Genomic DNA, 26,946 nt, shown 5'->3' on the forward strand with positions numbered 1-26,946 from the left:
ACAATGCTTTACTATTTGTTATTATAATTCTTTATTTTTCAGAAGTTTATAAGCACTTTCTGCAGCTTGTTGTTCTGATTCTTTTTTCGTTTTGCCTTTGCCTAATGCTACAGGCTTGTTTTCTAAAATAACTTCAGAAGTAAATAAACGGTGATGTGCTGGTCCTTCCTCATTTACTAAACGATAAGTTACATCACCTTTATTTTGTCGATGCACAAACTCTTGGAACTGCGTTTTAAAATCAACGACGCCATCTAACTCATCTTCTTCTACAAATGGGAATATAACATTCTCTGCAAATTTCCACACCGACGTTAATCCTTGGTCTAAATATAGTGCACCTACAAATGCTTCAAAGGCATCTGATACAAGAGAGGGTCTTGTTCTGCCTCCTGTTTTTTCTTCCCCTTTACCCAATAAGATTAGGTCATGCAATTCAATTTTATTTGCGAATATTACAAGTGAGGGCTCACAAACAATTGTCGCACGCATTTTCGTTAAATTACCTTCAGGCAACTCTGGATATTTATCAAACAAATAGCGTGAAACCGTCAATTCTAATACCGCGTCTCCTAAAAACTCTAAACGTTCATTATGTTCTAATCGATTCATATTAAAATCATTAATGAAGCTCGAATGTGAAAAGGCTTGTTGGTATAAATCCACCTTATCAAAGGGTAAATCTAATTCTTGCATTTTTTTAGAAAATTTTTCTTGGAATGCTTTAACCATTTCCATTTTTTTATGATTCGCCAATACATTTCCTCCTCAGTCAATCTTAATTTTGATTGTACTTATGCATTTACATTTTACGTGAATTTATTATAAAACTAAAGGAAAAACTGTTAATGATGCGCTATTTTATCCATAAATAAAAAGCCCAACAGGTGTTATATTTTCTAGTAAGCAATTTTGCCTAAACTTCCTATGCTAACCTCTAAATCATACAGAAATAGGTGGCAACGTTTCAAAAACAACAAATTTTTACTAAATTCTTTTTAAAATAAAAAATCTGAGCCGTAAAATCCACGACTCAGATATTTGCTCATTATTTTTCCATACTATTGATAAAGTTAACTGCATCACCAACAGTGTTGATTTTTTCTGCTTCTTCATCTGGAATTTCAGTACCAAATTCATCTTCTAATTCCATAACTAATTCAGCAATATCAAGTGAGTCAGCGCCCAAATCATCTTTAAATGAAGCATCTTGAGTTACTTTTTCAGCGTCAACACCTAAGCGGTCAACGATGATATCTTTTACTTTGTCGAAGTTTTCCACGTCGATTCACCTCCTTTAAAAAGTCTATAATAGACTTTTATATTTTCCCATGTTATCAATCGAAATACAAGTAGTATTTAATGAAATGGGGTTGTTATAAATATAATTTATTGAACCACAATTTTTTAGATGCTTTTCAATTAAAAACGAGTATTGAATGCATCATATACCTTAGAGCATGCCATACATTTTCAAGTCACTTCAAGTGATACAAAAATGATTTTCACGTCGTCTGGCATATTATTCCATAAACATGCCACCGTTAACGTGTATCGTTTGACCAGTGATATATTTCGCTTTATCTGATGCTAAAAATGACACAGTATTAGCGATATCTTTATCCTCTCCGAATCTTGATAATGGAATTTGTTCAAGCATTTGATCTTTAAGATCTTCACTTAACGCATCAGTCATATCAGATACGATAAATCCTGGCGCGACAGCATTCACTGTAATATTTCTTGAAGCAAGTTCTTTGGCTGCTGATTTTGTTAAGCCAATCACACCTGCTTTTGTCGCTACATAATTAGCTTGTCCAGGATTTCCTACTGCCCCAACTACGCTGGATAAATTGATAATTGATCCGCTTTTTTGTCTTAACATTTGTGGCGTTACTTTTTGGATACAATTAAATACGCCTTTTAAATTAGTATCAATAACGTCATCCCATTCACTTTCTTTCATGCGCATTAATAAATTATCTCTTGTTATACCAGCATTATTAACAAGTACATCCACTGTACCAAACTGACTAACAACTTCTTTAATCATTGCTTTTACTTCATCACCATTTGCAACGTTAGCTTGAATCGCAAAACTTTCTACACCTTTTGCTTTGATTTCTTCTACCACAGCATCTGCTTTTGCTTTATTCCCAGCGTAATTAACAACAACATTGTAGCCTTCCTCAGCTAATTCAACTGCTATACTACGGCCGATACCTCTAGATGCTCCAGTTACTAATGCATTTTTAGTCATTTTCATTCCACCCTTTTACATCTTCTAATGTTTGAATTGAAGTAAGTTTTACATCTTTACTTAGCTTTTTAATTAAACCTGAAAGTACTTTACCAGGCCCAATTTCGATAAAATGATCAACGCCTTGGTCGATTAACCATTTTGTTGAATCTATAAATTGAACTGGAGAATACAATTGTTTAATCATATTATCTTTAATTGTTTTAGCATTCGTTTCACCTTTAGCGTTTACATTTTGAACGACTGGAAATGATGCATCACGCCATTCAAATTGTTCAATATAGTTGGCAAAGTCTGCTTCAATCACTTGCATCATTGATGAATGGAAAGGACCAGATACTGCTAAAGTCATCACGCGTTTAGCACCCATGGACTTCCCTTCAGCAGCAAGTTTATCGATCAATGTTTTATGGCCTGAAACAACAATTTGTCCAGGCGCATTTATATTCGCTGGTTCAATGATTTCATCATCTGTCGAAAGTTCTTTACAAATTTCATCCACCTCATTGTAGTCGAGACCCAACACAGCTGCCATACTACCTACACCATCTGGAAAAGCAGCTGCCATGAGTTGCCCACGTTTGCGAACAATTTTCACCGCATCTTCAAAATTCAATACACCACTTGCTACTAAGCTTGCATATTCTCCTAAGCTATGTCCCATCGTATAATCTACATCAACGTGCTCTAACGCGTTTAATAATGCTATACTGTGAGTTAATAAAGCAGGTTGTGTATTTTCAGTTTGGCCTAATTTGTCTTCAACATCTTCAAACATAGTTTCTAGAATATCAAAGTCCATTTGCGCTTGAGCTTCATTAAGAATAGACGTAGCTTTTTCATCATTGTTAAATAAGTCGTTAGCCATACCAACTTTTTGTGATCCTTGTCCTGGGAAAATAATTGCTGTTTTACCCATTTTCTGTCCCCACCGTTTCTCTCATTGTATTTACAATGCTTAATTCTCCAGCAACTTTAGCTTGACGAATCGCTGAATAAAATGCTTTTGCATTTGAACTACCATGCGCTTTCACGACAATACCATTTAACCCTAACAATACTGAACCGCCATACTCGGCATAATCCATTTTCGAAGTTAAATCATTCAAATCTTTACGCAACACAAGCGCTGCTAATTTGTTTTTAAAACTACTCAAAAGCGTAGATTTAAGCATTTTTCCTATAGATTTTGCTACACCTTCTAGATTTTTTAGAATCATATTTCCAGTATAACCATCTGTTACAACTACGTCTGCAGCATCATCCATTAATGCTTTAGCTTCAACATTTCCAGAAAAATGAAAACCTTGTTGTTCTTCCATTAAGTGATATGCTTTTTTAGTTAATGTATTTCCTTTTGCTGCTTCTGTACCAATATTAAGTAATGCAACAGAAGGTTGTTCAATATTTCGGATTTTTTGTGCATAAATATTACCTAATTGTGCATATTGTAATAAATGCTCTGCTTTTGCATCAGCATTTGCGCCTACATCCATAAATACGAAACCTTTACCTGAAACAGTTGGTAAAGTTAATACTAATGCTGGTCTTTCAACACCTTTTATTCTACCTACGATAAATAATCCAGCAGACATTAAAGCGCCCGTGTTTCCTGCTGAAACACAACCGTCCGCTTCACCAGATTTCACCGCTTCTGCCATACGCACAATTGAACTATCTTTTTTTCTTTTGATTGCTCTAACAGGTTCGTCTTCCATTGTTATCGCTTCTGTACAGTGACGCACTTCCACGCGTCCGTGGTTAATGTCACATTTATTTTGGTCACCGAATAATATTATTTCTAAATCTTTAAAATCTTTGACCGCTTTTTCAACAGCTTCAAGAACGATGCCAGGCGCATCATCGCCACCCATCATGTCGATAGCTATTTTAACCATTTTGTTCATCCTCACTTGTATAATACATTTTAAAAGTACCCTTAAATACCAAAGTATCTTTGACGTACGAACATACTTTTATCATGAAATATTTATTTGTTATTTCAACAGCCTTTGCTTCTGCACGTACTGTATCATTTAACTTAACTTGTTTTAAAAATGTAACGTTACTTTCTTTAGTTAACACAACTGGTTTATGTATAAGTGCCACACATAGTGAATTAGCTTGAGCAAATAATACATGCCCTCTAGCAATCTCATTTCTAGTAAATACTGAATCTTCATCAATATTAATAAGAGAGATCGCTTGATGATCTGGTTCTACGTTGATCACATCACCTATGATTTCACTTCCATCAATAGATCGAATACTTTCGTGATTTTTTCTAGCAACAGATTTAATTCTTTTTCTTAACTCGGGAATATTTAAGTATGTACGATCCAATCTAATTGTTTGAATACTGACCGAAAAAAGAATACTCAAATCAAGATCCGTAATAAAGGGGTTTTTTTCTATTTCTTTTTTAATTGCCTCACGACGTTCCTGTTTTTTTAACTTCATAGTATTCTATCTCCCTATTTTTAGTACCAAGTCTTAAACATTCCTAACATATCATAACACTTTCTATTTCAATTGCTCAACTAAAAACGTACTACTTTTTATCATTCTATTTACTCAATTCTCAGTTCTTTCATTTCAAGCTTTATTTTAATAATTTCAAAAATAACATACAAACCACAAAGTTTTTATGTTAAATTAAATAAAAATATAATGTTTAATTAAAAAAGATGTATTTTATATATTAAATAATTTCATTAGAAATAATTGATTATTCATTTTATAACAAAGGGGTTAAGAACAATGAAAAAAGCAATAACAAGCACGCTACTCTCTGCTACATTATTCACATCTACTTCGGCCTTTAGTTTTGCAAAAGAAACAAATAGTGTGGTGCCAGAACAATTGGAATCATCAGACTCAACACATATTTCTAACCATACTGATGTAGAAAATTACTTACAAAATAACGCCTCATCTATCATTAATCGAAACCAGAAAACTAAAAATGAATCAATCAGTAAAAATGCGTTTAAACAATACAAAGTAATCAATAAAAACGTTGACACCACTGGCGCTTCACATTATGAGTTAAAACCAAAAATCAATAATATATTAGCGAACGATAGCACCATTAAAGTACATGTGAATCAACAAGGCAACGTCTCACTTATAAATGGGCATATCCATAGACAGCACATTGACATTAAAAACAAAGCTAACATATCACCATCCAAAGCTGAAAATTTAGCTTTTCAAGCAATTGGTAAACAAAAAAATGAAGTTAAAAATCTAAAAGGTTATAAAATTGTAACTCAAAATCAACTAGATATTAATAGTGAAAAAGGCAAATTAATACATAATATCGAATTAAATTATTTATCTCCTAAAGCCGCACGTTGGAAGATACAAGTCGATGCGAGCACCGGAGAGATTATAAAAAAACAAAACCTAATAAAACATGCAACAGCAGAAGGTTCTGGCACAGGCGTTAATGGTGATAAAAAATCTCCACTTTACTTAAGCAATGACAACGGACAATATTCATTAAACGACACAAGCAAAGATACTCATATCGAAACCAAAACAGCGAATGAAACTACAGATCAGTTTTCACCAATCACCCATGATTCAAATAATTTTGACAAAGATATTCAACGCGCAGGCGTCGACGCACATTTTTATGCAAACGAAGTTTATGATTATTATTTAGACAAATACGATAGAGAAAGCTATGACAATAAAGGCGCAAATATTAACTCTGTCGTACATTATGATAAAAATTATAATAACGCTGCATGGACTGGACAATATATGATTTATGGCGATGGTGATGGTAAAACATTTAATCCACTATCAGGGGCTAAAGATATCGTAGGGCACGAATTAACACATGCCGTAACAGAAGAAACTGCTAATTTAGAGTACACAAATCAATCAGGCGCTTTAAATGAATCATTTTCAGACGTATTTGGCTATTTCATCGATCCAGATAACTGGCTAATGGGCGAAGATGTTTATACACCGAATCAAGATGGAGATGCTTTAAGAAGCTTACAAAATCCAGAAAAATATGATCAACCAGCACACATGAATCAATTTTATACTGGAACTGATGATAACGGGGGCGTACATATTAATAGTGGCATTCCAAATAAAGCTGCGTATCTTACAATCCAATCTATTGGCAAAGATAAAGCAGAACAAATTTACTACTTAGCATTAACGCAATATCTATCATCAAATGCTGAATTTACAGATGCAAAAATAGCATTAAAACAAGCTGCCAATGAACTATATGGCAAGAATGGTAACGAATCAAAAGCAATTGAACAAGCTTGGAATGATGTCGGCGTTAAATAAATGAATATATTTTCATTAAATAATAAACAGCAGTGTAGCACTTTTAAAGCGTTTCTACACTGCTGTTTGAAATATATGAACTTACTACATGCGCATTGAACGCTTAATCAAAACTCGTATATAGCAAATTATTCTCGACAAATGTTCTAAGTCGTTCATATTCAGGTTCAAAAAATATACCTGACTGAATAAGTTCTGCTGCTTCATCTCTAGCTACTTCTAGCATTTTATAATCTTCTACTACATTCGCTACCAAGAAATCTGGCAACCCGCTTTGTTTAACACCAAAGAAATCACCAGGACCTCTCATTTCTAAGTCACGCTCACTTAACTCAAAACCATCTGTAGTTTGTGTCATTATATTCATGCGTTCAATACCTGTTTCAGTCTTTGGTGAAGCAATTAATACACAATAACTTTGTTGTTCACTTCGTCCAACACGACCTCTTAACTGATGCAACGTTGATAACCCAAAACGATCTGCATCGTAGATCATCATAAATGTTGCATTTGGTACATTAACGCCAACTTCAACGACTGTAGTAGAAACTAAAATATCAATCTCATGATTACTAAACTGTTGCATCACATGATCTTTTTCTTCAGAAGTTAATTTACCATGAAGTAAGCCTACTTTATTTGAACCATAATAAGCTTGCATAGATTCAAATAATGCCACGACATTTTGTACGTCTTCCAAATGTTCGGAACTCTCTATTAAGGGGCATATCACATAAGCTTGTCTACCTTTGTGCAATTCAACGGTCATTTGGTGCAAGACACTTTCATACGCCTCATGCTTAGACCAAGACGTAATAATAGGTTTTCTTCCTTTCGGTAATTGCTTAATTGATGAAACATCCATTTCTCCAAATACAGAAATTGCTAAAGTTCTAGGAATAGGCGTTGCAGTCATAAATAATACGTTAGTCATAGCGCCTTTTTCTCTCAATAGTTGACGTTGGTTAACGCCAAATCGATGTTGTTCATCTGTAATTACAAGCCCAACGTTGTTAAATACAACATCGTCTTGTATTAACGCATGTGTCCCAATGATACAATCTATTTCATTGTTTTCGAGTTGTTCCAATAATAATTTCCTTTTTTTACCTTTAACTGAACCTGTTAATAAGGCAATGTTCATTCGATCACCAAATATTTCAGCTAAACTTTCAGCATGTTGCTCTGCAAGGATTTCAGTAGGTACCATCAATGCAGATTGATAACCAGCTGTTTTTAATGCATACATACAAATAGCAGCCACTACTGTTTTGCCTGAACCTACATCCCCTTGTAAAAGCCGATGCATACGAAGCGGAGCTTTTAAATCTCTAAAGATTTCATTTACACTTTGTTTCTGGGCATCAGTCAATTCAAAAGGTAAATCTTCTATAAAATTTTTAACTAAATGAATATCATAATCAATTTCAATTGCTTCATCCGATGTTTTCTCGAGTCGATTTAACCATTGCATTCTTAATTCGAACATAAATAATTCTATAAACGCATATGTTCTTCTTGCCCTTAATAATGATTTCTTGTCAGGTGCCATATGCAATGTTTTAATTGTATCTTCAAGCGTTTCAAGTTTATATTTCTGTCTTAATGTTTTAGACAGCCACTCATGGATAGTCACATGATCTAACACTTGACGAATCATATCGCGAAGCGGTTTTTGTTTAATACCTTCTTTAATGCGATAAACAGGTTCAAATTGCGCACCCTCTATGACTTGTTGGTTAAAGAACATTCTGTTCCCATTAATTTCTTGTTTGTTTCTATTCCATTTCCCTTTAATTGTAATCGTTTGATGTAGCTCAATTTTCTTTTTTAAATAAGGTTGATTGAAGAATACGCATTTTACAGCAATATTATTAACCATTAAATGGACAGTTAACTTAGATTTGTTTCTACCAAAAAAAGCGACAGTAGGTGTGGAATAAACTTCCCCAACAACTGTCACCATCGCTTGATCTTCTGCCTCATTTAAGTCAACTACAGTATTATCTTCATAACGCGTTGGTAAATATAAGATTAAATCCTCTACTGTATAAATATTTAATTCATTTAATACCGATAAGCGTTTTGGACCTAAACCTTTTATTTCAGCTAAAGGAAATGGACTTTCTATTAAATTGACTTTTGACATTTTAATCACCAAATATTTCTTGTTTTAAACGCTGCCCTGTTGGTGTGCCTGCTAATCCGCCACGCCCAGTTTCACGTAATGCAGAAGGCATTGTTTGACCAATCTTATACATTGCTTCAATAACTTCATCCGTAGGTATTCTAGAAGTTACACCTGCTAACGCCATATCTGCTGATACAATAGCATTAGACGCGCCAGCAGCATTTCTTTTAACACATGGTACTTCTACTAAACCTGCTACTGGATCACATACTAAACCTAGCATATTTTTCAAACAAATTGCAAAAGCTTCAGAAGATTGTTGAGGTGTGCCACCTGCTAGTTCAACAGTTGCACCTGCTGCCATGGCAGCTGCCGAACCCACTTCCGCCTGACAACCTCCAGCTGCGCCTGAAATAGAAGCATTATTTGCAACTACAAATCCAAAGGCGCCAGAGCTAAGTAAGAAGTTCAACATATCTTTACGTGTAGGCTCAAGACGGGGTTTTAATCCAAATAAAACACCTGGAACCACACCTGCAGAACCAGCCGTTGGTGTAGCACAAATTTTACCCATTGCAGCATTGACTTCATTTGTTGCCACTGCCTTACTAACAGCATCTAATAATGTAGGCCCTGCTAAAGATTTTCCTGTTTTTAAGTATGCTTTAATTAATACCGCATCCCCACCAGTTAAACCAGTCGTGGATGTTACACCTTCTAATCCTTCATCTAAAGCATTTTCCATCGTTTGTAAGTTTTTATCCATATGTGCATATATTTCATCTTCTGATAATCCTGTAACTTCCATTTCTTGCTCTAGCATCACTTCATAGATTTTTTTATTTTCTGCCTCACATTTTTCAATAAGCTCTTTCACGCTTTTAAACATTGATATCCCTCCATTAAGCGTCGCCCATGAGTGAGACTGTCACTACACCATCGACGTTTTTAATTTTTTCTATTATTTCATCATTTATAGCATCGTCTAATTCACAAGTCATCAAGGCTTGGTCACCTTTTTCTTTTCTTGAAACTTGCATACTCCCCACATTGATACTCGAATCACCTAATATATTAGCTACGCGACCAATCGTGCCAAATGTATCTTTATGGAATACTAAAAGTGCTGGGTAATTGCCACTAATTGCAATACTAAATCCATTAATCGCGACAACTTCTATTTTGCCACCACCGATAGATACGCCTTCTACAGAAATTTCTTTATCTCCATCTCGCATATTAATCATAGCAGTATTGGGATGAGAACGTTCTTCTGTCATTTCAATAAAATTAACTTTCATTCCAATGTCCTCAGCAGTTTCTATGCTTTTTTGGATTCGATCGTCATCTGTATCATAACCTAATAGACCACCAACAAGAGCAACATCGGTACCGTGGCCTTTATATGTTTCCATAAATGAACCATAAAGGTATATATCAACTTGTTTTGGTGTTTCATTGAATAAGTCTCTAGCCACTAATCCAATCCTAACTGCACCCGCTGTATGTGACGATGATGGACCAACCATTGTCGGTCCAATGATATCGAAAACTGTTTTATATTTCATAAATTATACCCCGCCCTTATTTTTAATTGTTCTAAAGTGTTGCGCTTACATTTTATGGCATCTATATTATTATAACAAGTTAACTTAACATAATAAACTAATTCTGGTTGTGCTGCTTTTAATTTAATATTACCCAAAATGGCACACCATTTTGAACAAAAATTATATATAAGTAAAGTTTCAAAATCATTTATCTTTACTAGCGAATTTTTCAAATGAAATGCACCGATTTATTATACACTTTTTTCAACAAGATAGGTTAAATATGACAACAATGTATTGCAAAAAGAAAAATATACGCAACTAGATATGATTATCTAATTACGTATATGGATTAAAATGTTATTTTTATCGACTCACTTAAAGCTATTCAACTGAAAACAGATATTGGTAAACGGGTTGATTACCTTGATGTTGGTCTATTTCTATATCAGGATATGTCGCTTCAATCCACGATTCAACGCTTGAAGTGATATCAGCATGCGCATCTTCTCCAACAATCATAGTGATAATTTCACTTTCATCCGTTATCATTTCTGCTAATAAGTTTTTAACTGTTTCAATCTGATCCTCATTACTTGTAATAATTTTATCTTCGACCAAGCCCATAAATGCATCTTTTTTAATCTCAACGCCGTCCACTTTTGTGTCTCTTACAGCATATGTAACAGAGCCTGACGTGACTATTTCTAATGATTCAATCATTCGCTTTTTATTGTTTGTCAACGTGTCTGCTACATCAAAGTTAAATAGTGCAGCAATACCTTGAGGTATCGATTTGGTTGGAATCACAACTGCTTCTGCTTCAACTATCGTCGCAGCTTGTTCACTTGCCATCATAATATTTTTATTATTTGGCAAGATAATTGCACGTTTACACTGAGATTGCTCAATTACTTTGACAATGTCTTCTGTAGATGGATTCATTGTCTGTCCGCCACTGATGATATGCGTAGCGCCCATCGATTTAAACAACTCTGATATACCTTCACCCATAGAAATAGCGATAACTGCAGTATCTACTGTTGTCATATCTTGATTTGAATCAACATTTTGTCCTTTTTGTTCTTTTTTAACAACTTCTCGGTGTTGTTCGCGCATATTTTCAACTTTTAATTTAATTAATTCACCATATTGTTGTCCGTAATTAAACACATCTCCAGGTTTTTCAGTATGTACGTGAACTTTTACAATTTCATCATCATTAATCACTAATAATGAATCACCGTATTGACTCATATCTTCTCTAAAAGTATTTTCATCAAAGAATTTTTTATTTTTACCAAAACGGACCATCATTTCTGTACAATATCCATAAATAATATCTTCCGTATTGATAACGCCATGGAAATCATGCGCTTCGTTCACTAAAGTATCTGTATCTAATTTTTGTGTTTCTGCACTTATTGTTTCTCCTTTTAAAGCTTTAAGAAAGCCTTCATATACTACTACTAACCCTTTACCACCACTATCTACTACACCAACTTCTTTTAATACTGGTAATAAATTAGGCGTATTTTCTAGAGAAATTTTAGCTTGCTCTATAATATAAGTCACTAATTCAATACAATCTTCTGTTTCTAGGGCTTTTTCTAGACCTGCATCTGCTGCATCTCTAGCCACTGTTAAGATTGTACCTTCTACTGGTTTCATAATTGCTTTATATGCTGTTTCAACGCCAGCCTTAAAACTGTCTGCTAGTTGTTGTGTATTAATTTCATTATACTCTTCTAAATTTTTACTGAATCCTCTAAATAACTGCGATAAAATAACACCAGAATTGCCTCTCGCTCCCATTAACAGACCTTTGGAGAATGTTTTGCCTAGTTCACCTATATGTTGTGACAAATTCTCTTCTACTGCTTCTCTACCAGATGTCATTGTTAAATTCATATTTGTCCCTGTATCTCCATCTGGTACTGGATATACATTTAATGAATCTACTAAATCTGCATGATTAGATAAATTTTGTGCCCCTTGGATTATCATTTCGGCAAATAATTTACCATTTATTTTGCTAACCATTACGTTATGTCCTCCTAGTTTTTCGTGCCATTATCCACTCGCACACCTTGTATAAATATATTAATTGAATTTATTTTTACTTTTAATGTTTGTTCTAATGTATATTTCACTGTTGACTGAACATTGCTTGCTACTTCTGATATTTTAGTACCATAACTGACAATAATATACATATCAACATCTAACACGCCATTTTCTTCTCTGACAACAATGCCTTTTGCATAATTTTCATAGCCTAATATTTCAGCAATGCCATCTCTCACTTGTTGTCTAGAAGCCATACCAACAATGCCATAACATTCTACTGCTTTACTACCAACCACTGAAGCTATTACTTCGTTCGAAATATCAATACTACCATAATCATTTGTGATTTCTAATGTCATTTTATTGGGCCTCCTAGTTTATGGTTCTTATTTTAGCTTTGATACTTATCGTTTTTAAATTTAAAAAACACAATATTTATCCACAGTTTAGAATTATACCATAAAATGAGTGTAACAAAAGCATAAGCATTGTAAAGAAATTTTTTTCATTTTATTGCCATATCCTTTTATATGTGGTACATTATTCAGGTATGTAGTAGATACGTGTATTTATATTTATTAAAGGAGGTACTTTCATGGGCAAACAATGTTTCGTAACAGGTCGTAAAGCTTCAACTGGAAACAATCGTTCACACGCTTTAAATTCTTCGAAAAGAAGATGGAATGCTAACCTTCAAAAAGTTAGAATTCTTGTAGACGGAAAACCTAAAAAAGTTTGGGTTTCTGCACGTGCTTTAAAATCTGGTAAAGTAACTAGAGTTTAATAAATATAATGCACGAAAAAGACCAATCCTTATGTGGAGGATTGGTCTTTTTTTATTTCTTTAAAATGACTTTTTTCATATTAATCTTTACTTTTTATCATTAGCACACTACCCTTAGTAATTGATACAATCCCTTGTGCCTTAATCAACTCATTAGATATGGTTAAGGTTGATCCTAATTGTAGGGACGCATGCTTCAATTCATATTTAAAGTTGGTTAATGAAATCATTGTAGGATACATTATAGGTATAAATGATATATACGGGTAATTAATATCTCGTTCAATATGATGCTCACCTGTAGATAAATATGAAATTTCATTTTGGTGATCGATTATTTTAATGGTAATTTGTTGTTGTGTATAGGCTGGTTTTTCTAGTATTTGTAAAGCGCCCATAAAATGATCTAAACGGCCGCCTGTTGCACCATATATATCAATCTCATTATAACCACAATCAATTGCTTGGCCGATACCTAGCGCTAAATCAGTATCGTCTTTTTCAGAAGCGTAAGGATTAATCGTGAGCTTATCTGATAAATAAGCTTTTTCCTCTTTCGTGATTGAATCAAAATCGCCAACTGCAAATGTTGGTATAATACCTGATTCGATTAAATTTAATGCACCTCGGTCAATACCTATCCAAGCTTCGTCTTCTTTTTTTTGTAAAATATTTTTGGGCAAATTTCGTTTACCACATAATAAATTGACTTTCATCGATTTCAACCTTTCAATATCTGAGTCGCTGATTGATAATCATCTTGTTTGAAGAAATAGGAACCTGCAACCAGCATTGTTGCGCCATGTTCTATTACAGATTTAACGGTTTCATCATTAATACCACCGTCTACTTCGACCTCAAATGTTAAATCAAGTTCTTTTTTGATGTTCGAAAGTTGATCAAGTTTGTCTAAGCTTTCTTGAATAAACGATTGTCCTCCAAAACCAGGGTTAACTGTCATTACGAGTACATAATCTACCATTTTCAACACAGGCGCAATGGACTCTACGGGCGTACCTGGATTAATCACTACACCCGCTTGCACATTTGCATTTTTTATTTGTTGAATTACTCTATGAATATGCGGTGTCGCTTCAACATGTACAGAAATCATATCTGCGCCCTGCTCTGCAAAAAGTTCTACATATTTTTCTGGTTCTTCTATCATTAAATGTACATCTATTGGCAAACGCGTACCTTTTCTTACAGCTTCTAATATAGGTAAACCAATTGAAATATTTGGAACAAATTGTCCATCCATCACGTCAAAGTGCACACCATCCACGCCCGCTTTTTCTAAAGCTTTTAATTCTTCTTGTAGCTGTAAAAAATTTGCTGATAATAATGAAGGATATAATTTTGCCACTTAATATCTTTCCTTTCTATTTGAAATTTCATTGAAAATTTGTAAATAATGTTCATATCTAAACTGCGCTATATTACCATTTTCTAATTCATGCTTCACATTACATTTGGGTTCATTGATATGATTACAATCTCTAAATTTACATTGTTCACCATATGTATTGATTTCCATAAAATAATGTTTTACTTCTTCTTTTTGAATATGATTAAAATCTAATGCACTAAATCCTGGCGTATCGGCTATATAGCCATTGTTTCGTTCAAATAATTCTACATGTCTTGTCGTGTGTTTACCTCTATTTAAAGCTTTAGATATATGTTGTGTTTCGATATTCAAATTTGGGAAGTATTTGTTTAATAATGTTGATTTCCCAACGCCTGATTGACCGCTTAATACAGCAAGACCGTCGCCCCATTGTGTAAAAACTTGATTAATATCCTCATCAATGCTAATAAATTGTGTTTTGTATCCCATATCTTCATATACTTTTAATAATTCTAAAATATTATCTTCCATTTTAGCTGATGTGATATCTCGCTTCGTTACTAAAATACGTGGTCTCATATGATAAGAATGAGCAATAACTAAAAACCTATCTAATAACTGAGTCGAAAAATCGGGCTCTACCGCACTCACCACTAATATGAGATGGTCTACATTACTGACTGGTGGTCTTTTCAATTCATTCTTTCGTTCATGAATATGTTGGATATAACCTTCTGTTATATTTTCAACATCGAAATCTACTACATCACCAACAATAGGAGAGATTTTATTTTTTCTAAATAAACCACGTGGTTTGGTATCGTACATTTCTCCACTGACGTCTACGCGGTAAACGCCACTTAACGATTTTATGATGCGTCCTGTTTTCACTTAGGCACCCCTTCTTTTTTAAGCTTTACTTTTTATATTATATCAAAGGCCTTTTAATTTAAATACGATTTAAGACTAATTCAGTTAAAAATTAAAATTTCAAATAAATAACAAAGCACTATTTCTACACAGTATCAGTAGAAATAGTGCTCTGTTTTTGTTGGTTAATATGCTAAATCTTTTTGCTCACATGTTTCAATTCACTAAAAATCGTAAGGGATATCTTTATCTGCAACGACTTTACCATCCACACGGATCGTATAACCCGCCGTTTCACCTTCTTCGATTGTCATAGGAATAGTGACTGTCTTGTCATCTTTTATTTTGAAACTTTGCGCAGCTGACGTTCCTTCATCATCTTTATCACGTACATATACCTTTACTTCTTGACTCTCATCATCATCACCAGTATATGACACTTGGTATGTTTCTGTATATTCCTTGGTTTCTTTTTTCTCATCCTTATCAGAATCTGATGAGTCATCATCCTCTTTTTTCTCTGAATCTTTGTCCTCTTTTTTCTCTTTGGATTCAGGTTTGCCTGTAGAAACTACAAATTCTATAGTAGATCCTTCGTCAACTTCTTTATCTTTCGGTGATTGGCTAATTACGCTATCCTTATCGACCGATTTGTCTGAACGTTTTTCTACAGTCACTACTTTAAACCCTTTTGATTCTAATTCAGATTTAGCAGTTTTAAATGATTTGTCCTCATAGTCATCTACATATATCTGTTTTATACCTAGTGATTCTGTCAATTTAATATTGCTATTACTGATTTTCACTCTTTCGCCTGGCGAGATATTTTGTGTTTCAATTAAACCTTTTGACACATTTTGTTTGGTATAAGATTGATCGACTTGTGCGTCATCGATTCCTAAATCTTTTAATTTATCTAACGCTTCTGATTTAGGTAATCCATATAAATTAGGCATTTCTGCTGTTTTAGGGCCTTTAGATAAAACAATATCAACTTTGCTGTTTTGTTCTAAACGTTCACCTTTACCTGGCGTTGTTTTAATAATTTTATTTTCAGGATATTTATCACTATATTCACGTGACGTTTTACCTAAATCTAATTTATTTTCTTTTAGAATGCCTTCTGCTTCTTTTTCAGTTTTGCCTATCAAATTGGGTGTTTCTAAATATTTATTACCAAACATGCCCATAGCCATAAATCCAAAAAGCCCAAATAAAAGTAACACAATGATCAAACCATAGAAAAACTTTTTCTTTTTAGACCTCTTTTTAGGAGGTACTGCATATAATTGCTCTTCATTCGTTTGAAAATATTGTTGGTTAACAATTGGAATTTGCATTGTTTGGTGCATATTTTTCGATTTATCTTCTTCGCGTGATTGGTTGGCAATTTCTGCTTTATTAATAGGCACAGTTTTAGTATCCGCATCCACAGAATAGTATCTTGCTTCATTCATGCGTTCTTGTGATAACACCGTTGATAAATCTTCTAGCATTTCTTTAACAGATTGATAACGTTCTGCTTTATTTTTTTCTGTAGCTTTAAGTACGACATTACTTAACGATTGTGGTACTTCTGGTCGTTTATCTGTAACGTTAGGCATAGGATCTTGAATATGCTTTATGGCAATACTTACAGCCGTCTCACCAGAGAATGGGGGATGACCTACAAGCATTTCATATAAGACAACACCTATGGAATAGATATCAGTGCCATTATCTGTAGAGTCACCACGAGCTTGTTCTGGAGAAAGATATTGAACAGTACCTAAAACATGGTTAGTTTGCGTCATTGTTGTTTCACTCAAAGCTTTTGCAATACCGAAGTCTAATATTTTTAACGTTTGATCACTATTTATCAATATGTTTTGAGGTTTTATATCACGATGTACAATCTTTGTATCATGCGCATGTTTTATTCCCTCTATAATTTGTTCCGTAAAATTGATAACAGTTTGGATATCTAAAGGACGATGTTGTTGAATATATTCAGACAAAGTGGGGCCTTCTATACATTCCATGACTAAGAAGAAATATTCATCATTTTCAGTAACATCAAAAACGTTCACTATATTTTTATGTGAAAGTTGTGTTAAATTATGAACTTCACGCTCAAAACGTTTAATCGTTTCTTCTTTCTCACCAGAAGGTATTCTAATCGCTTTAATTGCTACCTTTCGATTCAAAATGGTGTCATCAGCTAAATACACTATACTCATGCCACCGCCGCCAAGTTTTTTAATCACTTTATAACGTTCACTTATTAGTTTTCCAATCATACCTTATCTCCTTCGATTTCTGCTAAAACAATGCTCACATTATCATTTGTATCTTGAGACAATGCCAATTCAATAAGATTTTGACCATGTGTTTCTAAATCTGTTTCTTGCATTAATGCTTCTTGTATCATGTGGTTTCTTACAAAATCTGTCAGTCCATCTGAATTCAGAAGTAGAAAATCATAAAAATTCGTTTTTTTAACAAAAATATCTGGTGTAACAACTTTATCCGTTCCCATCACTTTTGTAATAATATTTCTTTGAGGATGGTTAAATGCTTCTTCAGCACTAATTTGACCTAACATAACTAAATGATTGACGAAAGAATGATCATTTGTAACTTGTTCAATCTCTCTGCTATTTACTAAATAGCCTCTTGAATCGCCTATATTAGCTACAACAACATATTCATCAAATACAAGTGCACACACACAAGTCGTCCCCATACCTTGATATTCAACATTTTCCGTTGACATTTCGTACAGTTCGCGGTTAATAGCTTTTAATGTAGTTCTTAGCCAGTCTTCAGCTTGTTTAGGTTCAATTAAATTTTCCTCTTCAAAACGACGTTGCAATTCGTTCGTCACAAATTGACTAGCTACTTCTCCTGCTAAATGTCCACCCATACCATCACACAGTACAAGTAATTGTTGTTCTGTTTGGTTATAGAACACACCACCTGCATCTTCGTTCTTATCACGATATTGACCTGTGTTAGTAAAAAATTGTGCTTTTAGCATACTATTACCTCGTTTCTACTTTTCGTTCCTTAGCTCTTAATTGACCGCATGCTGCATCAATGTCAGCACCTTGTTCTCTTCTTATTGTGGCGTTGATGCCTAATCGATTTAATTCTTTTTCAAATTTAAAAATATCTTCTTTTGGTGTCTTAACGTAATTTCTTTCTGGTACATGGTTTACAGGGATTAAATTGACATGACAGTTTAGTTTTTGAATCAAGTGTGCTAACTCTCTTGCATGCTCAACTTGATCATTGACGCCTCCAAATAATCCATATTCAAATGTAATACGTCTATTCGTTTTTTCCTGATAATAAGTAATAGCTTCCATTAATTTTTCAACATTATAAGCTCTATTTATAGGCATTAATCTAGAACGAATTTCATCGTTTGCACCATGTAAGCTGACTGCAAAATTAATCTGGATATCCTCATCAGCAAAATCATAAATTCTTGGTATGATACCAGAAGTTGACACTGTGATATGGCGTGCACCAATATTTAAACCGTTATCATTATTTACGATTTTCAAGAAATCCATCATTTCATCATAATTTTCAAATGGCTCTCCAATCCCCATAATAACGATTTGTGATACACGTTCCCCAGTTTCGTCTAATGCTTTCTGAACGGTGAGTACTTGAGATACGATTTCTCCAGCTTCTAAATTACGCTTTAAACCACCTAATGTAGAAGCACAAAATGTACAACCAATACGACAGCCAACCTGAGTCGTGACACATACAGAGTTACCGTACTCATGTCTCATTAGTACGGTTTCAATAGTATAACCGTCTTGTAATTCAAATAAAAATTTGATTGTTCCGTCTCGACTCTCTTGCTTAACTACTGTTGTCATAGCTGTCATTGCAAAGTTATCTGCCAATAATACTCTTAACGCTTTAGATAAGTTTGTCATTTCATCAATGCTATTCACTCGTTTTTCATATAACCATTCAAAAATTTGCTTAGCTCTAAATTTTTGTTGGCCGTGCACTTTTAACCAATTTTCCATTTCATCATATCTAAGTGAATAAATTGATTGCTTTTCGAAATCAGGAAGGAATTTATTTTTCTTCTTCTTTTCTGTAGTAATCATCGTCTATTGTTCCTTTCTTTTTATCCTAGTAATAAAAAAGCCATCAGAGTTAAAGTGCTGCGGCAGTACTTGTAAAGTTTTTACCTTTTCTCCACTGATTGGATGTTCAAATAGGTCAAATTCAAAATCTTTATTTTCTTTTAAAAATGTATAAATAACATTTTCATTTTCTAACTGTTCAATGGTACACGTAGAATAAACTAATGTGCCCCCTGGGCGTAAACTTTCTTTAACATTATTCAATATCTCTAATTGCATATTTACTAATGATTGAATACTTTGCTGACTCTGTTCATATTTTATTTCTGGCTTGTGTCTCAATACACCTAAGCCACTACATGGTGCATCCACTAAAATCTTATCATACACTTTATCATATTTTTGGGTTGCATCGTGATCAAAAGCAGAAATGTTAGATAATCGTAATTTTCGAATATTAAAATCAATTAAATCTATTTTGTGCTCATGAATATCAGTAGCGTCTACGTGTCCACTCCCATGAAGTGTTTCTGCTATATGGCAAGCTTTTCCACCTGGTGCACTACAAGCATCTAATACTAAATCTCCTTCTTGAAGATTCATGATTTCTGCTACAAACATAGAACTTTTATCTTGAATAGATACTAAGCCATCTTTAAACATTCGAGACTCAATAATCGGTTTCCCACTAATATGTAAACAAACCGTAATATCTTCGTCTTGCGTCACCGTATAACCATCATTTTCTAAACGCTGTATTGCTTCTTCAACTGTAATTCTAGTTAAGTTCACTCTAACTGTAGTAGTAACTTTAGTTAAAAACGATTGAGCAATTGCTTCTGTTTTATCAATACCGAAGTGTGTCGTCCAATGGTCAACGAGCCATTTAGGCAAACTATATTGAACCGCAATGCGTTTCTTTTCATCTTTAATTTCACTAAAATCAGGTAACTCACTGCGCATTAAATTCCTTAAAATGCCATTCACTACATTCCCGTTATGTGGACCACCTTTAAACTTTGCAATGTTAACAGCTTCATTGATAATCGCATGCTGAGGTACTTTATCTAAATAAACATATTGATAAATACTCATCCACAATAGCTGTCTAACCCATCCTTTAAGTTTTGTCCGTAGAAATGGTTTCAACAGATAATCAAGTGTATATTTTCTTTTTAAAGTACCATATACAAGCTCGGTAAATAAATTTTTATCTGCTCTGTTTAATTCATTATTTGATAATACTTCATTGATAATAATATTACTATACGCTTTATCATCGATAATATCTTGTAGTGTTTCAAAAGCTAATAATCTAACATTTGTTTCAATTGTCATGACAATACCTTCCCAACGAGCGTGCCTTGCACACCACTTAAATAATTAGCTGTAAGCATTCTTTTTTTACCTGCAACTTGAATATCCGTTAATGCGATTGCATCATTTGAACCAGTAGCAACGATGATAGCCTTCTTAGTCGTTTCTATAATTGTGCCAGGTTCACCATTTTTATCTTTTTCAATGCGAGAAGCATATATTTTTAAATTTTCACCATCCATGATTGTATGTGCAACTGGCCATGGCGATAAGCCTCTAATTTGATTGTAAATTGCTTCTGCAGACATTGACCAATCAATTTTTTCATCTTCACGACGTATATTGGAAGCAAATGTCGCTTCATCATCATTTTGGGCAATACTATCATTTGTGCCATTAATGATGGAAGGTAGTGTTTCTTTTAATAAATCCGCACCTAAAAAACTAAGTTTATCATGCATAGAGCCAACGTCATCTTGCACTTCAATATCAATTGCTTGTTGGGAAATGATGTTCCCAGCATCTAATTTTTTAACCATATACATAATAGAAATACCAGTTTGTTTTTCACCATCAATGATAGCTTGGTGTATTGGCGCACCGCCTCTATATTTTGGTAATAGTGATGCATGAACGTTGATTGCACCTAATTTTGGTGATTGTAATAATGACTCTGGCAGTAATTGACCAAACGCTGCAGTCACGATTAAATCAGCATTTAATGCAATTAATTCTTCCAATTCTTGAGATTGTGATAATTTTTCTGGTTGATAAACCGGGATTGCATGTTCAACTGCCACTTGCTTTACGGGCGGCGGTGTCAATTTGCGTTTTCTACCAACTGGTCGATCTGGTTGTGTAACCACTGCTATCACATTATGTTCAGCGATTAGCATTTCTAATACTTTTGTTGAAAATTCTGGTGTTCCCATAAAAATAATTTTACTCATAATCGAAATACGCCTCCATTTCTACCTCATTCAAAATTTTATTGGCACGTGCTGTAAATAGCTTACCTTCAAAATGGTCAATCATGTGCAATATCATGCGCGCAATATCATCATATGCAGTCATTTCTACTTCATTTCCATTTTTGTCATTACTTTTTATTACAATCATTTCACTTCTTTTTACTTCACCAAACACGCCGGGTAAAGAAACAGAGCCTTCTAAGTCAGTTACTGTTTTATCCGATTCACTTATTATTCTAGGATTGATAAGTTGTAATAAACCGTCTGCTTCCATATCTATAATAGCTACTTTTTGAGAAATACCTATTTGAGGTGCACATATTGCAGATGCTTCTACTTCATACAGAGTATCTTCTAAATCAAGTAATAATTGTGCTAAACTTTCATCAAACAATGACACATCGGGTATCTTTTTTTGTAATATTGGGTTTTTTCCCGAAACAAGTTGCTTTATTGTCATTTAATTAACTCCTCATAAAAATTCATCACATCATTATAACTTATTTTAGTTGAATTTGCATCAAGCTTCGTTAAAATAACAGTTGCGTTAAAAACATATTTTTATAAAATGAGTTCGTTGCGCTGGCCCTCAAGGATGACTAGAAAAAATAATATAAATGATATGGGACTTGCACAAGAACTAATAAGGCTAAGTGAATTACATGAGTAAACTCATGTATAAAACCCTGGGACTTAAATATCCATCCTCAAAATAAAGGACTCATCTGTATTAAAATGGAGGAGTCCTTTTTATATAAAAATCTCACGATTTTAACCGTGCATGCATACCTGGGCGTGGTTCGTGCCTGTAGTCTCTCACTCATACTATTCCCCAAGCGTGAGCACGTTGAAAATCGTTACAAAATATGTGTTTTAGCACAAAAAAATAAGGCCCTTTCGTATAATTTAATAAACACTACTAAACTAAATCAACGAGGTGCCTTATGTATAAAGATTATAATATGCCTCAACTTACACTACCAATGGCATTTTTCATAAACGATAGCATTGAAATCATGTGGCTTTCGCAAAATCTGCCTCTTTCTTATAAAACGATTAATCGTTTTCGAATTCAGAGCTGAGACGTTATTTACGTTTCATTCTCTTTTTAACACTATAAAAATAACCGTAGGCGTTTTACACAAAACAAGCCCTCGGTTAATTAAATGGATCATAGTGATAATTTATTAATTTGTATGCCAAACTCGTCATAGTTAAATGGATCCAACCAATTTTCAAATTTCATTCTATACTCGGACCATTCACTCGCTAACATGGAAAGCCAACACGTATCCCTACTTCGCTTTTTATAAATAGTATGGTTTCTAAATATCCCTTCATATTTAAAGCCAAGCCGTTTTGCCGCTTTAATAGAAGCTTCATTCAGCGCATCACATTTCCATTCGTATCTTCTATAACCTAAAGTGCCAAAAATATAATTTGCTAACAAATAATGTACTTCTGTCGCAACGCACGTTTGCTTCATTTTATTAGCATAATGTATATGGCCAACTTCAATAGAAGCATTTTTCTCGTTAATTCTAAGTAGAGATAACATACCAACTACATCTTGGTCACTACGATTAATGATAGCAAGAAAATACGGATCTTTCGTTTGTATTTTAGCATGAATATAAGATTCAAAAGCCTCATAGTTTTGGGGTTGTTCATCAGGTAAATAGGTCCAATTAGGTGCATCTTCGTTTGCCTTAAAGTGATGATATAACCGTTTAATATGGTGTGAAGATAACTTTTCTAATCTACAATATTTCCCTTCTAATACATCAATTGTTGGTGCTTTTGGTAATTCAAACTCTTTTAAATCTTCTCCAATAGGTTGATTAAATTTATTAACTCTCATTTTTGTACACCCCACTAAGCATATTTAAATTATTAAAAGTATAACATTTATGAGGAGCAGTAGGATTATAAAATATGAAAGGCAATCGCGATTACTAAAATGAAATATTTTAAGATAATAAACATAAAAAGTTATAATAACTTCAAAGTCATAAAGGGCGCCGCTTATAATACATCTGACTACCGCTATAAACTCATATTAAAAAGGTTTTATTACGTTCATTATTCTATATTAGACAAAATCGATTTCAATAAACCAGGAAATTGTTGTTCTAATTCTTTAGATTGAAGCTGACTTAATCGCTTTGTTCCTTTTATAAATAAGTGGTATACAGACTGATGCATTACACATTGAAGCTGAGACATTATATTTTGGCCTCAACTCCTTTCTGATTCAACTATTTATCATGATACGTTAATAAGTTACATCTTACTTATTAACAGCATTAGCTATTTCACTATGCATTAAACATTTCATTCTCTTTTAAATCCAAAACAATACCCTAATTTCTTGATATATTTACGATTTTTCACCCATTAAAATGCTTTGCTATTGTATATAAAACATCAATACCATTAAAAATATCTTGTTCGACAATATCAAATTGAGGGTGGTGGTGGTTGAATTGATGATCTGAACCTACATTTAAATAAAGTCCTTCGTTTCCTAGCTCTTGCACTCTTTCAATAAAATAAGTTGCATCTTCGCTGCCGGAAGGGGTGGTTTCATCTTTAGTAATATTCAACTCACTCATTACATTTGAAATTAATTGATATACCGTTTCTTTTAATTTTTTTGAAGGTAGAATACTTGGCGCTTCCCCCACTTTATTTTGAACGATGTTAACGTTAAACATATTTTCAATACCTTTAATGATATCGGTCACACGGTCGTTCATAAATTGGTTAACTTCGTTATTCATACCTCTTACTTCAATTTCAAGTTTCACTTCATCCGCAATAATATTTCTACTCGAACCCCCATTAATTTTACCCACATTAATTCGAGAGTCACCTTTTTCATGTCTTTGAATCGCATATAATTGTTGAATAAGTGTTGCTGCTGCCAATATCGAATTGCTACCATCTTGTGGGTTAGCACCTGCATGACTTGATTCACCATATATAAATAAATCATATTTCGTCGAAGCCATAAATCCTTCTATTGATGTAATGATCTCATTGGATTTTCCATTTAGACCAATGTGCGTCGCAAAAAAGTGATCAACATCATCTACAACGCCTTTTTTTACCATAGAAAGGGCCCCACGCACACCTTCTTCAGCAGGTTGAAATATAAGTTTAATACGGCCCTTGTTTAAATGATTCAAATTTATTAATTGCGCTAAACCAATACCCATGGTCATATGAGCATCATGGCCACAAGCATGCATAAACCCTTCATGCTTTGAAATAAAATTTGCTTTATATGGCTGATGATGATTAGAATCACTTTCTTTAATGGGGAGAGCATCGATATCAAACCGGAATGCCAGCGTTGGTCCTGGTTCTTCAAATTCTTTTGTCGCAACAATACCAGTTAAACCATCTTTAAATTTTTCAATTGTAAAATGATTTTGTTCTAAAAACGCAATGTGTTCATTCAATACGGTGTCATTTGGTCTTCCCATCATATATTGAGTATCCATCACTGCTTCACCTATCTCCAAATCAAAATTTAATGATTTTAATATATGATATAATTCATTTGCTGTATTGATTTCCAAAAAACCTGGTTCAGGCAAAGCGTGTAATTTCCTTCTTAATTGACTTAAATATAATCTTTGATGATCGTCTAATAACATTCAATCACTCCTTTATTTCAATTCTCTTGTAACGCCGGGCCCTACTGGTAAACCAGTTATATAGAAAAACGCGACTAAAACAATCCATGTGGTTAAAAATGATACAGTGTAAGGTATCATTAATGATATTAATGTACCAACACCTGCTTTTTTATCATATTTATTTAAAAACGATAATATGACAACAAAATAAGGATTTAGCGGTGTGACAGTCGCAATAGAAGAATCAGCCACTCTATACGCTACTTGCGTGAAACCGGGATGTATACCAAGCTGCATAAACATCGGAACAAAAACTGGCGCTTCTAATGCCCACTTTGCTGAGCCAGAAGTGATTAAAAAACCAAGAAAAGCAGTAAATATAATATACATAATAATTAATGGAAATCCCGTTAAATTAATACTTTTTAGAAACTCTGCACCATTAACAGCAATCCAAGTAGCCATATTAGACCATTAGAAAAAGCTAATAAATTGAGCTGCAGCAAATGCTAAAACAATATAACCCGATAAGTCTCGAACAGCATCTGTCATATATTTACCAATATCATGTGTAGTATTAATTTTTCTATCAACAATACCAAAGGTAATACCTAATATTAAAAACAGGACTAAAATAATGGGGACGATACCATCTATAAATGGCGAATTTATGATTGAACCATCGTCGCCCCGAAGCGGGCTGTTGGGTATAAATAATGTAATAATGATTGCTAATATATAAATTGAAGCAGCAATCAATGCACTAATCAACGCTTTTTTAGCAGTTGGAGATGATTCATCTACTTCCAAATCTTCGACTTTTTTATTATATTTACCTAACCGTGGTTCAATGATTTTAGTCGTTACCAACCCACCGACAACCGTGAGCGCAAACGTAGATACAATGTTAAAATACCAATTTGATACTGGTGAAACACTCATACTTGCGTCAATAATCGATGCCGCTTCTGTACTAATACCTGATAATAGCGCATCTGTTCCTACCACTAATAAATTTGCAGTAAAACCCGCTCCTGCTGCGCCAAATCCAGCTGCAAGCCCTGCAATTGGATGTCTACCAAGTTTATAAAATACAATTGCAGCTAATGGAGGGACTAAGATCATTGCTGCATCTGATGCAATATTTCCCATAATTCCAACAAATACGACAACATATGTCACTAATGAAGAAGGAGCTTTTGTAATTGTTTTCCTAATTACGTATTCTAATAGTCCTACCTTTTCTGCTAAGCCTACGCCTAACATCATAGCGATAACAATTCCTAAAGGTGCAAATCCAGTGAAGTTTGTTATTGTATTTTTCAACATGTATTGTAAACCATCGCCTGAAAATAAATTTTTAACTTCTAACGTTTTTTCACTACCTGGTGGTTTCACAGTTGCACCGAACATATTAAAAATAAAGGATAGTATAACTACTATGACTGCTAAATATATGAATAGAAAAAATGGATGCGGTAATTTATTTCCTAAATATTCTACTTTATTTAAAAATTTACTTTGCTTTTTCACTTTCTCTGCCATTCAAATTTCCCCTTTGTTTGTCAGAATATTCTG

General features: G+C 33.7%; 25 protein-coding genes and 1 pseudogene. 2 read left to right on the forward strand and 24 right to left on the reverse strand.

The annotated features are described in order from the left end of the window. Positions 1–21: 21 nt before the first annotated feature. The 6 genes from rnc to fapR form a co-directional block, all read right to left on the reverse strand. Entirely contained in the window at positions 22–738 is a 717-nt protein-coding gene (gene rnc / locus IEU88_RS07635) for a ribonuclease III (protein WP_369967697.1), read from the reverse strand. A 310-nt stretch (positions 739–1,048) separates the two neighbouring features. Then, the gene (locus IEU88_RS07640; RefSeq protein WP_019467939.1) at positions 1,049–1,282 is read right to left on the reverse strand and encodes an acyl carrier protein; all 234 of its coding nucleotides are present in this window, start codon (positions 1,280–1,282) and stop codon (positions 1,049–1,051) included. A gap of 240 nt (positions 1,283–1,522) precedes the next feature. Then, positions 1,523–2,260 carry a 3-oxoacyl-[acyl-carrier-protein] reductase gene (gene fabG, locus IEU88_RS07645; protein ID WP_096810124.1) on the reverse strand — a complete coding sequence of 246 codons (738 nt, stop codon included), beginning with the start codon at positions 2,258–2,260 and terminating at the stop codon, positions 1,523–1,525. Beyond that, positions 2,253–3,179 carry an ACP S-malonyltransferase gene (gene fabD / locus IEU88_RS07650; protein ID WP_096810125.1) on the reverse strand — a complete coding sequence of 309 codons (927 nt, stop codon included), beginning with the start codon at positions 3,177–3,179 and terminating at the stop codon, positions 2,253–2,255. The genes fabG and fabD overlap by 8 nt, the downstream gene beginning before the upstream one ends. After that, complete coding sequence (plsX, locus tag IEU88_RS07655; RefSeq protein WP_103372975.1) at positions 3,172–4,158, reverse strand: phosphate acyltransferase PlsX; 987 nt, start codon at positions 4,156–4,158, stop codon at positions 3,172–3,174. Before plsX ends, fabD begins: the two co-directional genes overlap by 8 nt. Then, on the reverse strand, positions 4,151–4,720 hold the full coding sequence (gene fapR / locus IEU88_RS07660) for a transcription factor FapR (RefSeq protein ID WP_103372974.1): 570 nt from the start codon (positions 4,718–4,720) through the stop codon (positions 4,151–4,153). Before fapR ends, plsX begins: the two co-directional genes overlap by 8 nt. Positions 4,721–5,020: 300 nt before the next feature. Between fapR and IEU88_RS07665 the strand changes: the two genes are divergently transcribed. Further along, the gene (locus IEU88_RS07665; RefSeq protein ID WP_103372973.1) at positions 5,021–6,580 is read left to right on the forward strand and encodes a M4 family metallopeptidase; all 1,560 of its coding nucleotides are present in this window, start codon (positions 5,021–5,023) and stop codon (positions 6,578–6,580) included. 103 nt (positions 6,581–6,683) lie between these two features. Here the strand turns inward: IEU88_RS07665 and recG are convergent, their stop codons facing one another. From recG to IEU88_RS07690, 5 genes are all read right to left on the reverse strand, one after another. Continuing rightward, complete coding sequence (gene recG, locus IEU88_RS07670; RefSeq protein ID WP_103372972.1) at positions 6,684–8,729, reverse strand: ATP-dependent DNA helicase RecG; 2,046 nt, start codon at positions 8,727–8,729, stop codon at positions 6,684–6,686. A 1-nt stretch (position 8,730) separates the two neighbouring features. Continuing rightward, on the reverse strand, positions 8,731–9,600 hold the full coding sequence (sdaAA, locus tag IEU88_RS07675) for an L-serine ammonia-lyase, iron-sulfur-dependent, subunit alpha (protein WP_096810130.1): 870 nt from the start codon (positions 9,598–9,600) through the stop codon (positions 8,731–8,733). A 13-nt stretch (positions 9,601–9,613) separates the two neighbouring features. Then, complete coding sequence (gene sdaAB, locus IEU88_RS07680) at positions 9,614–10,279, reverse strand: L-serine ammonia-lyase, iron-sulfur-dependent subunit beta (protein WP_096810131.1); 666 nt, start codon at positions 10,277–10,279, stop codon at positions 9,614–9,616. 366 nt (positions 10,280–10,645) lie between these two features. Beyond that, complete coding sequence (gene fakA, locus IEU88_RS07685; RefSeq protein ID WP_103372971.1) at positions 10,646–12,304, reverse strand: fatty acid kinase catalytic subunit FakA; 1,659 nt, start codon at positions 12,302–12,304, stop codon at positions 10,646–10,648. 14 nt (positions 12,305–12,318) lie between these two features. Beyond that, positions 12,319–12,690 carry an Asp23/Gls24 family envelope stress response protein gene (locus IEU88_RS07690; RefSeq protein ID WP_096810143.1) on the reverse strand — a complete coding sequence of 124 codons (372 nt, stop codon included), beginning with the start codon at positions 12,688–12,690 and terminating at the stop codon, positions 12,319–12,321. Positions 12,691–12,926: 236 nt separating this feature from the next. On the opposite strand from IEU88_RS07690, the gene rpmB reads away from it, so the two are divergent. Beyond that, positions 12,927–13,115: a 50S ribosomal protein L28 gene (gene rpmB, locus IEU88_RS07695; protein WP_002483503.1), complete on the forward strand. Its 189-nt coding sequence runs from the start codon at positions 12,927–12,929 to the stop codon at positions 13,113–13,115. 80 nt (positions 13,116–13,195) lie between these two features. On the opposite strand, the gene IEU88_RS07700 is transcribed toward rpmB, so the two are convergent. The 13 genes and pseudogenes from IEU88_RS07700 to IEU88_RS07760 all read right to left on the reverse strand — a co-directional run bounded on the left by IEU88_RS07700 (position 13,196) and on the right by IEU88_RS07760 (position 26,913). Beyond that, a complete protein-coding gene (locus tag IEU88_RS07700; RefSeq protein WP_103372970.1) occupies positions 13,196–13,831 on the reverse strand; it encodes a thiamine diphosphokinase in 636 nt (211 codons plus the stop codon). Positions 13,832–13,836: 5 nt separating this feature from the next. Continuing rightward, complete coding sequence (gene rpe, locus IEU88_RS07705) at positions 13,837–14,481, reverse strand: ribulose-phosphate 3-epimerase (protein ID WP_096810153.1); 645 nt, start codon at positions 14,479–14,481, stop codon at positions 13,837–13,839. Further along, on the reverse strand, positions 14,482–15,357 hold the full coding sequence (gene rsgA / locus IEU88_RS07710; protein WP_096810160.1) for a ribosome small subunit-dependent GTPase A: 876 nt from the start codon (positions 15,355–15,357) through the stop codon (positions 14,482–14,484). A 203-nt stretch (positions 15,358–15,560) separates the two neighbouring features. Further along, positions 15,561–17,615: a Stk1 family PASTA domain-containing Ser/Thr kinase gene (gene pknB / locus IEU88_RS07715; RefSeq protein ID WP_096810165.1), complete on the reverse strand. Its 2,055-nt coding sequence runs from the start codon at positions 17,613–17,615 to the stop codon at positions 15,561–15,563. After that, positions 17,612–18,355, reverse strand: a complete 744-nt coding sequence (locus IEU88_RS07720) for a Stp1/IreP family PP2C-type Ser/Thr phosphatase (protein WP_096810170.1) — start codon at positions 18,353–18,355, stop codon at positions 17,612–17,614. Before IEU88_RS07720 ends, pknB begins: the two co-directional genes overlap by 4 nt. 4 nt (positions 18,356–18,359) lie before the next feature. Continuing rightward, positions 18,360–19,454: a dual-specificity RNA methyltransferase RlmN gene (rlmN, locus tag IEU88_RS07725; protein ID WP_096810176.1), complete on the reverse strand. Its 1,095-nt coding sequence runs from the start codon at positions 19,452–19,454 to the stop codon at positions 18,360–18,362. 3 nt (positions 19,455–19,457) lie between these two features. Further along, positions 19,458–20,765: a 16S rRNA (cytosine(967)-C(5))-methyltransferase RsmB gene (gene rsmB, locus IEU88_RS07730; RefSeq protein ID WP_229719049.1), complete on the reverse strand. Its 1,308-nt coding sequence runs from the start codon at positions 20,763–20,765 to the stop codon at positions 19,458–19,460. 2 nt (positions 20,766–20,767) lie between these two features. Beyond that, on the reverse strand, positions 20,768–21,700 hold the full coding sequence (gene fmt, locus IEU88_RS07735) for a methionyl-tRNA formyltransferase (RefSeq protein WP_103372969.1): 933 nt from the start codon (positions 21,698–21,700) through the stop codon (positions 20,768–20,770). Beyond that, positions 21,693–22,181, reverse strand: a complete 489-nt coding sequence (locus IEU88_RS07740; protein ID WP_096810184.1) for a peptide deformylase — start codon at positions 22,179–22,181, stop codon at positions 21,693–21,695. Before IEU88_RS07740 ends, fmt begins: the two co-directional genes overlap by 8 nt. Positions 22,182–22,892: 711 nt before the next feature. After that, a complete protein-coding gene (locus IEU88_RS07745) occupies positions 22,893–23,582 on the reverse strand; it encodes a GNAT family N-acetyltransferase (protein WP_103372968.1) in 690 nt (229 codons plus the stop codon). Positions 23,583–23,803: 221 nt separating this feature from the next. Next, complete coding sequence (locus tag IEU88_RS07750) at positions 23,804–23,947, reverse strand: hypothetical protein (RefSeq protein WP_157772548.1); 144 nt, start codon at positions 23,945–23,947, stop codon at positions 23,804–23,806. A gap of 164 nt (positions 23,948–24,111) precedes the next feature. After that, the gene (locus IEU88_RS07755; RefSeq protein WP_096810192.1) at positions 24,112–25,386 is read right to left on the reverse strand and encodes an amidohydrolase; all 1,275 of its coding nucleotides are present in this window, start codon (positions 25,384–25,386) and stop codon (positions 24,112–24,114) included. Between the two features lie 12 nt (positions 25,387–25,398). Next, positions 25,399–26,913 (reverse strand): annotated as a pseudogene (locus IEU88_RS07760) (AbgT family transporter). Positions 26,914–26,946: the final 33 nt, after the last annotated feature.

The sequence above is a fragment of the Staphylococcus nepalensis genome, assembly GCF_014635045.1.
Lineage (GTDB): Bacteria > Bacillota > Bacilli > Staphylococcales > Staphylococcaceae > Staphylococcus > Staphylococcus nepalensis.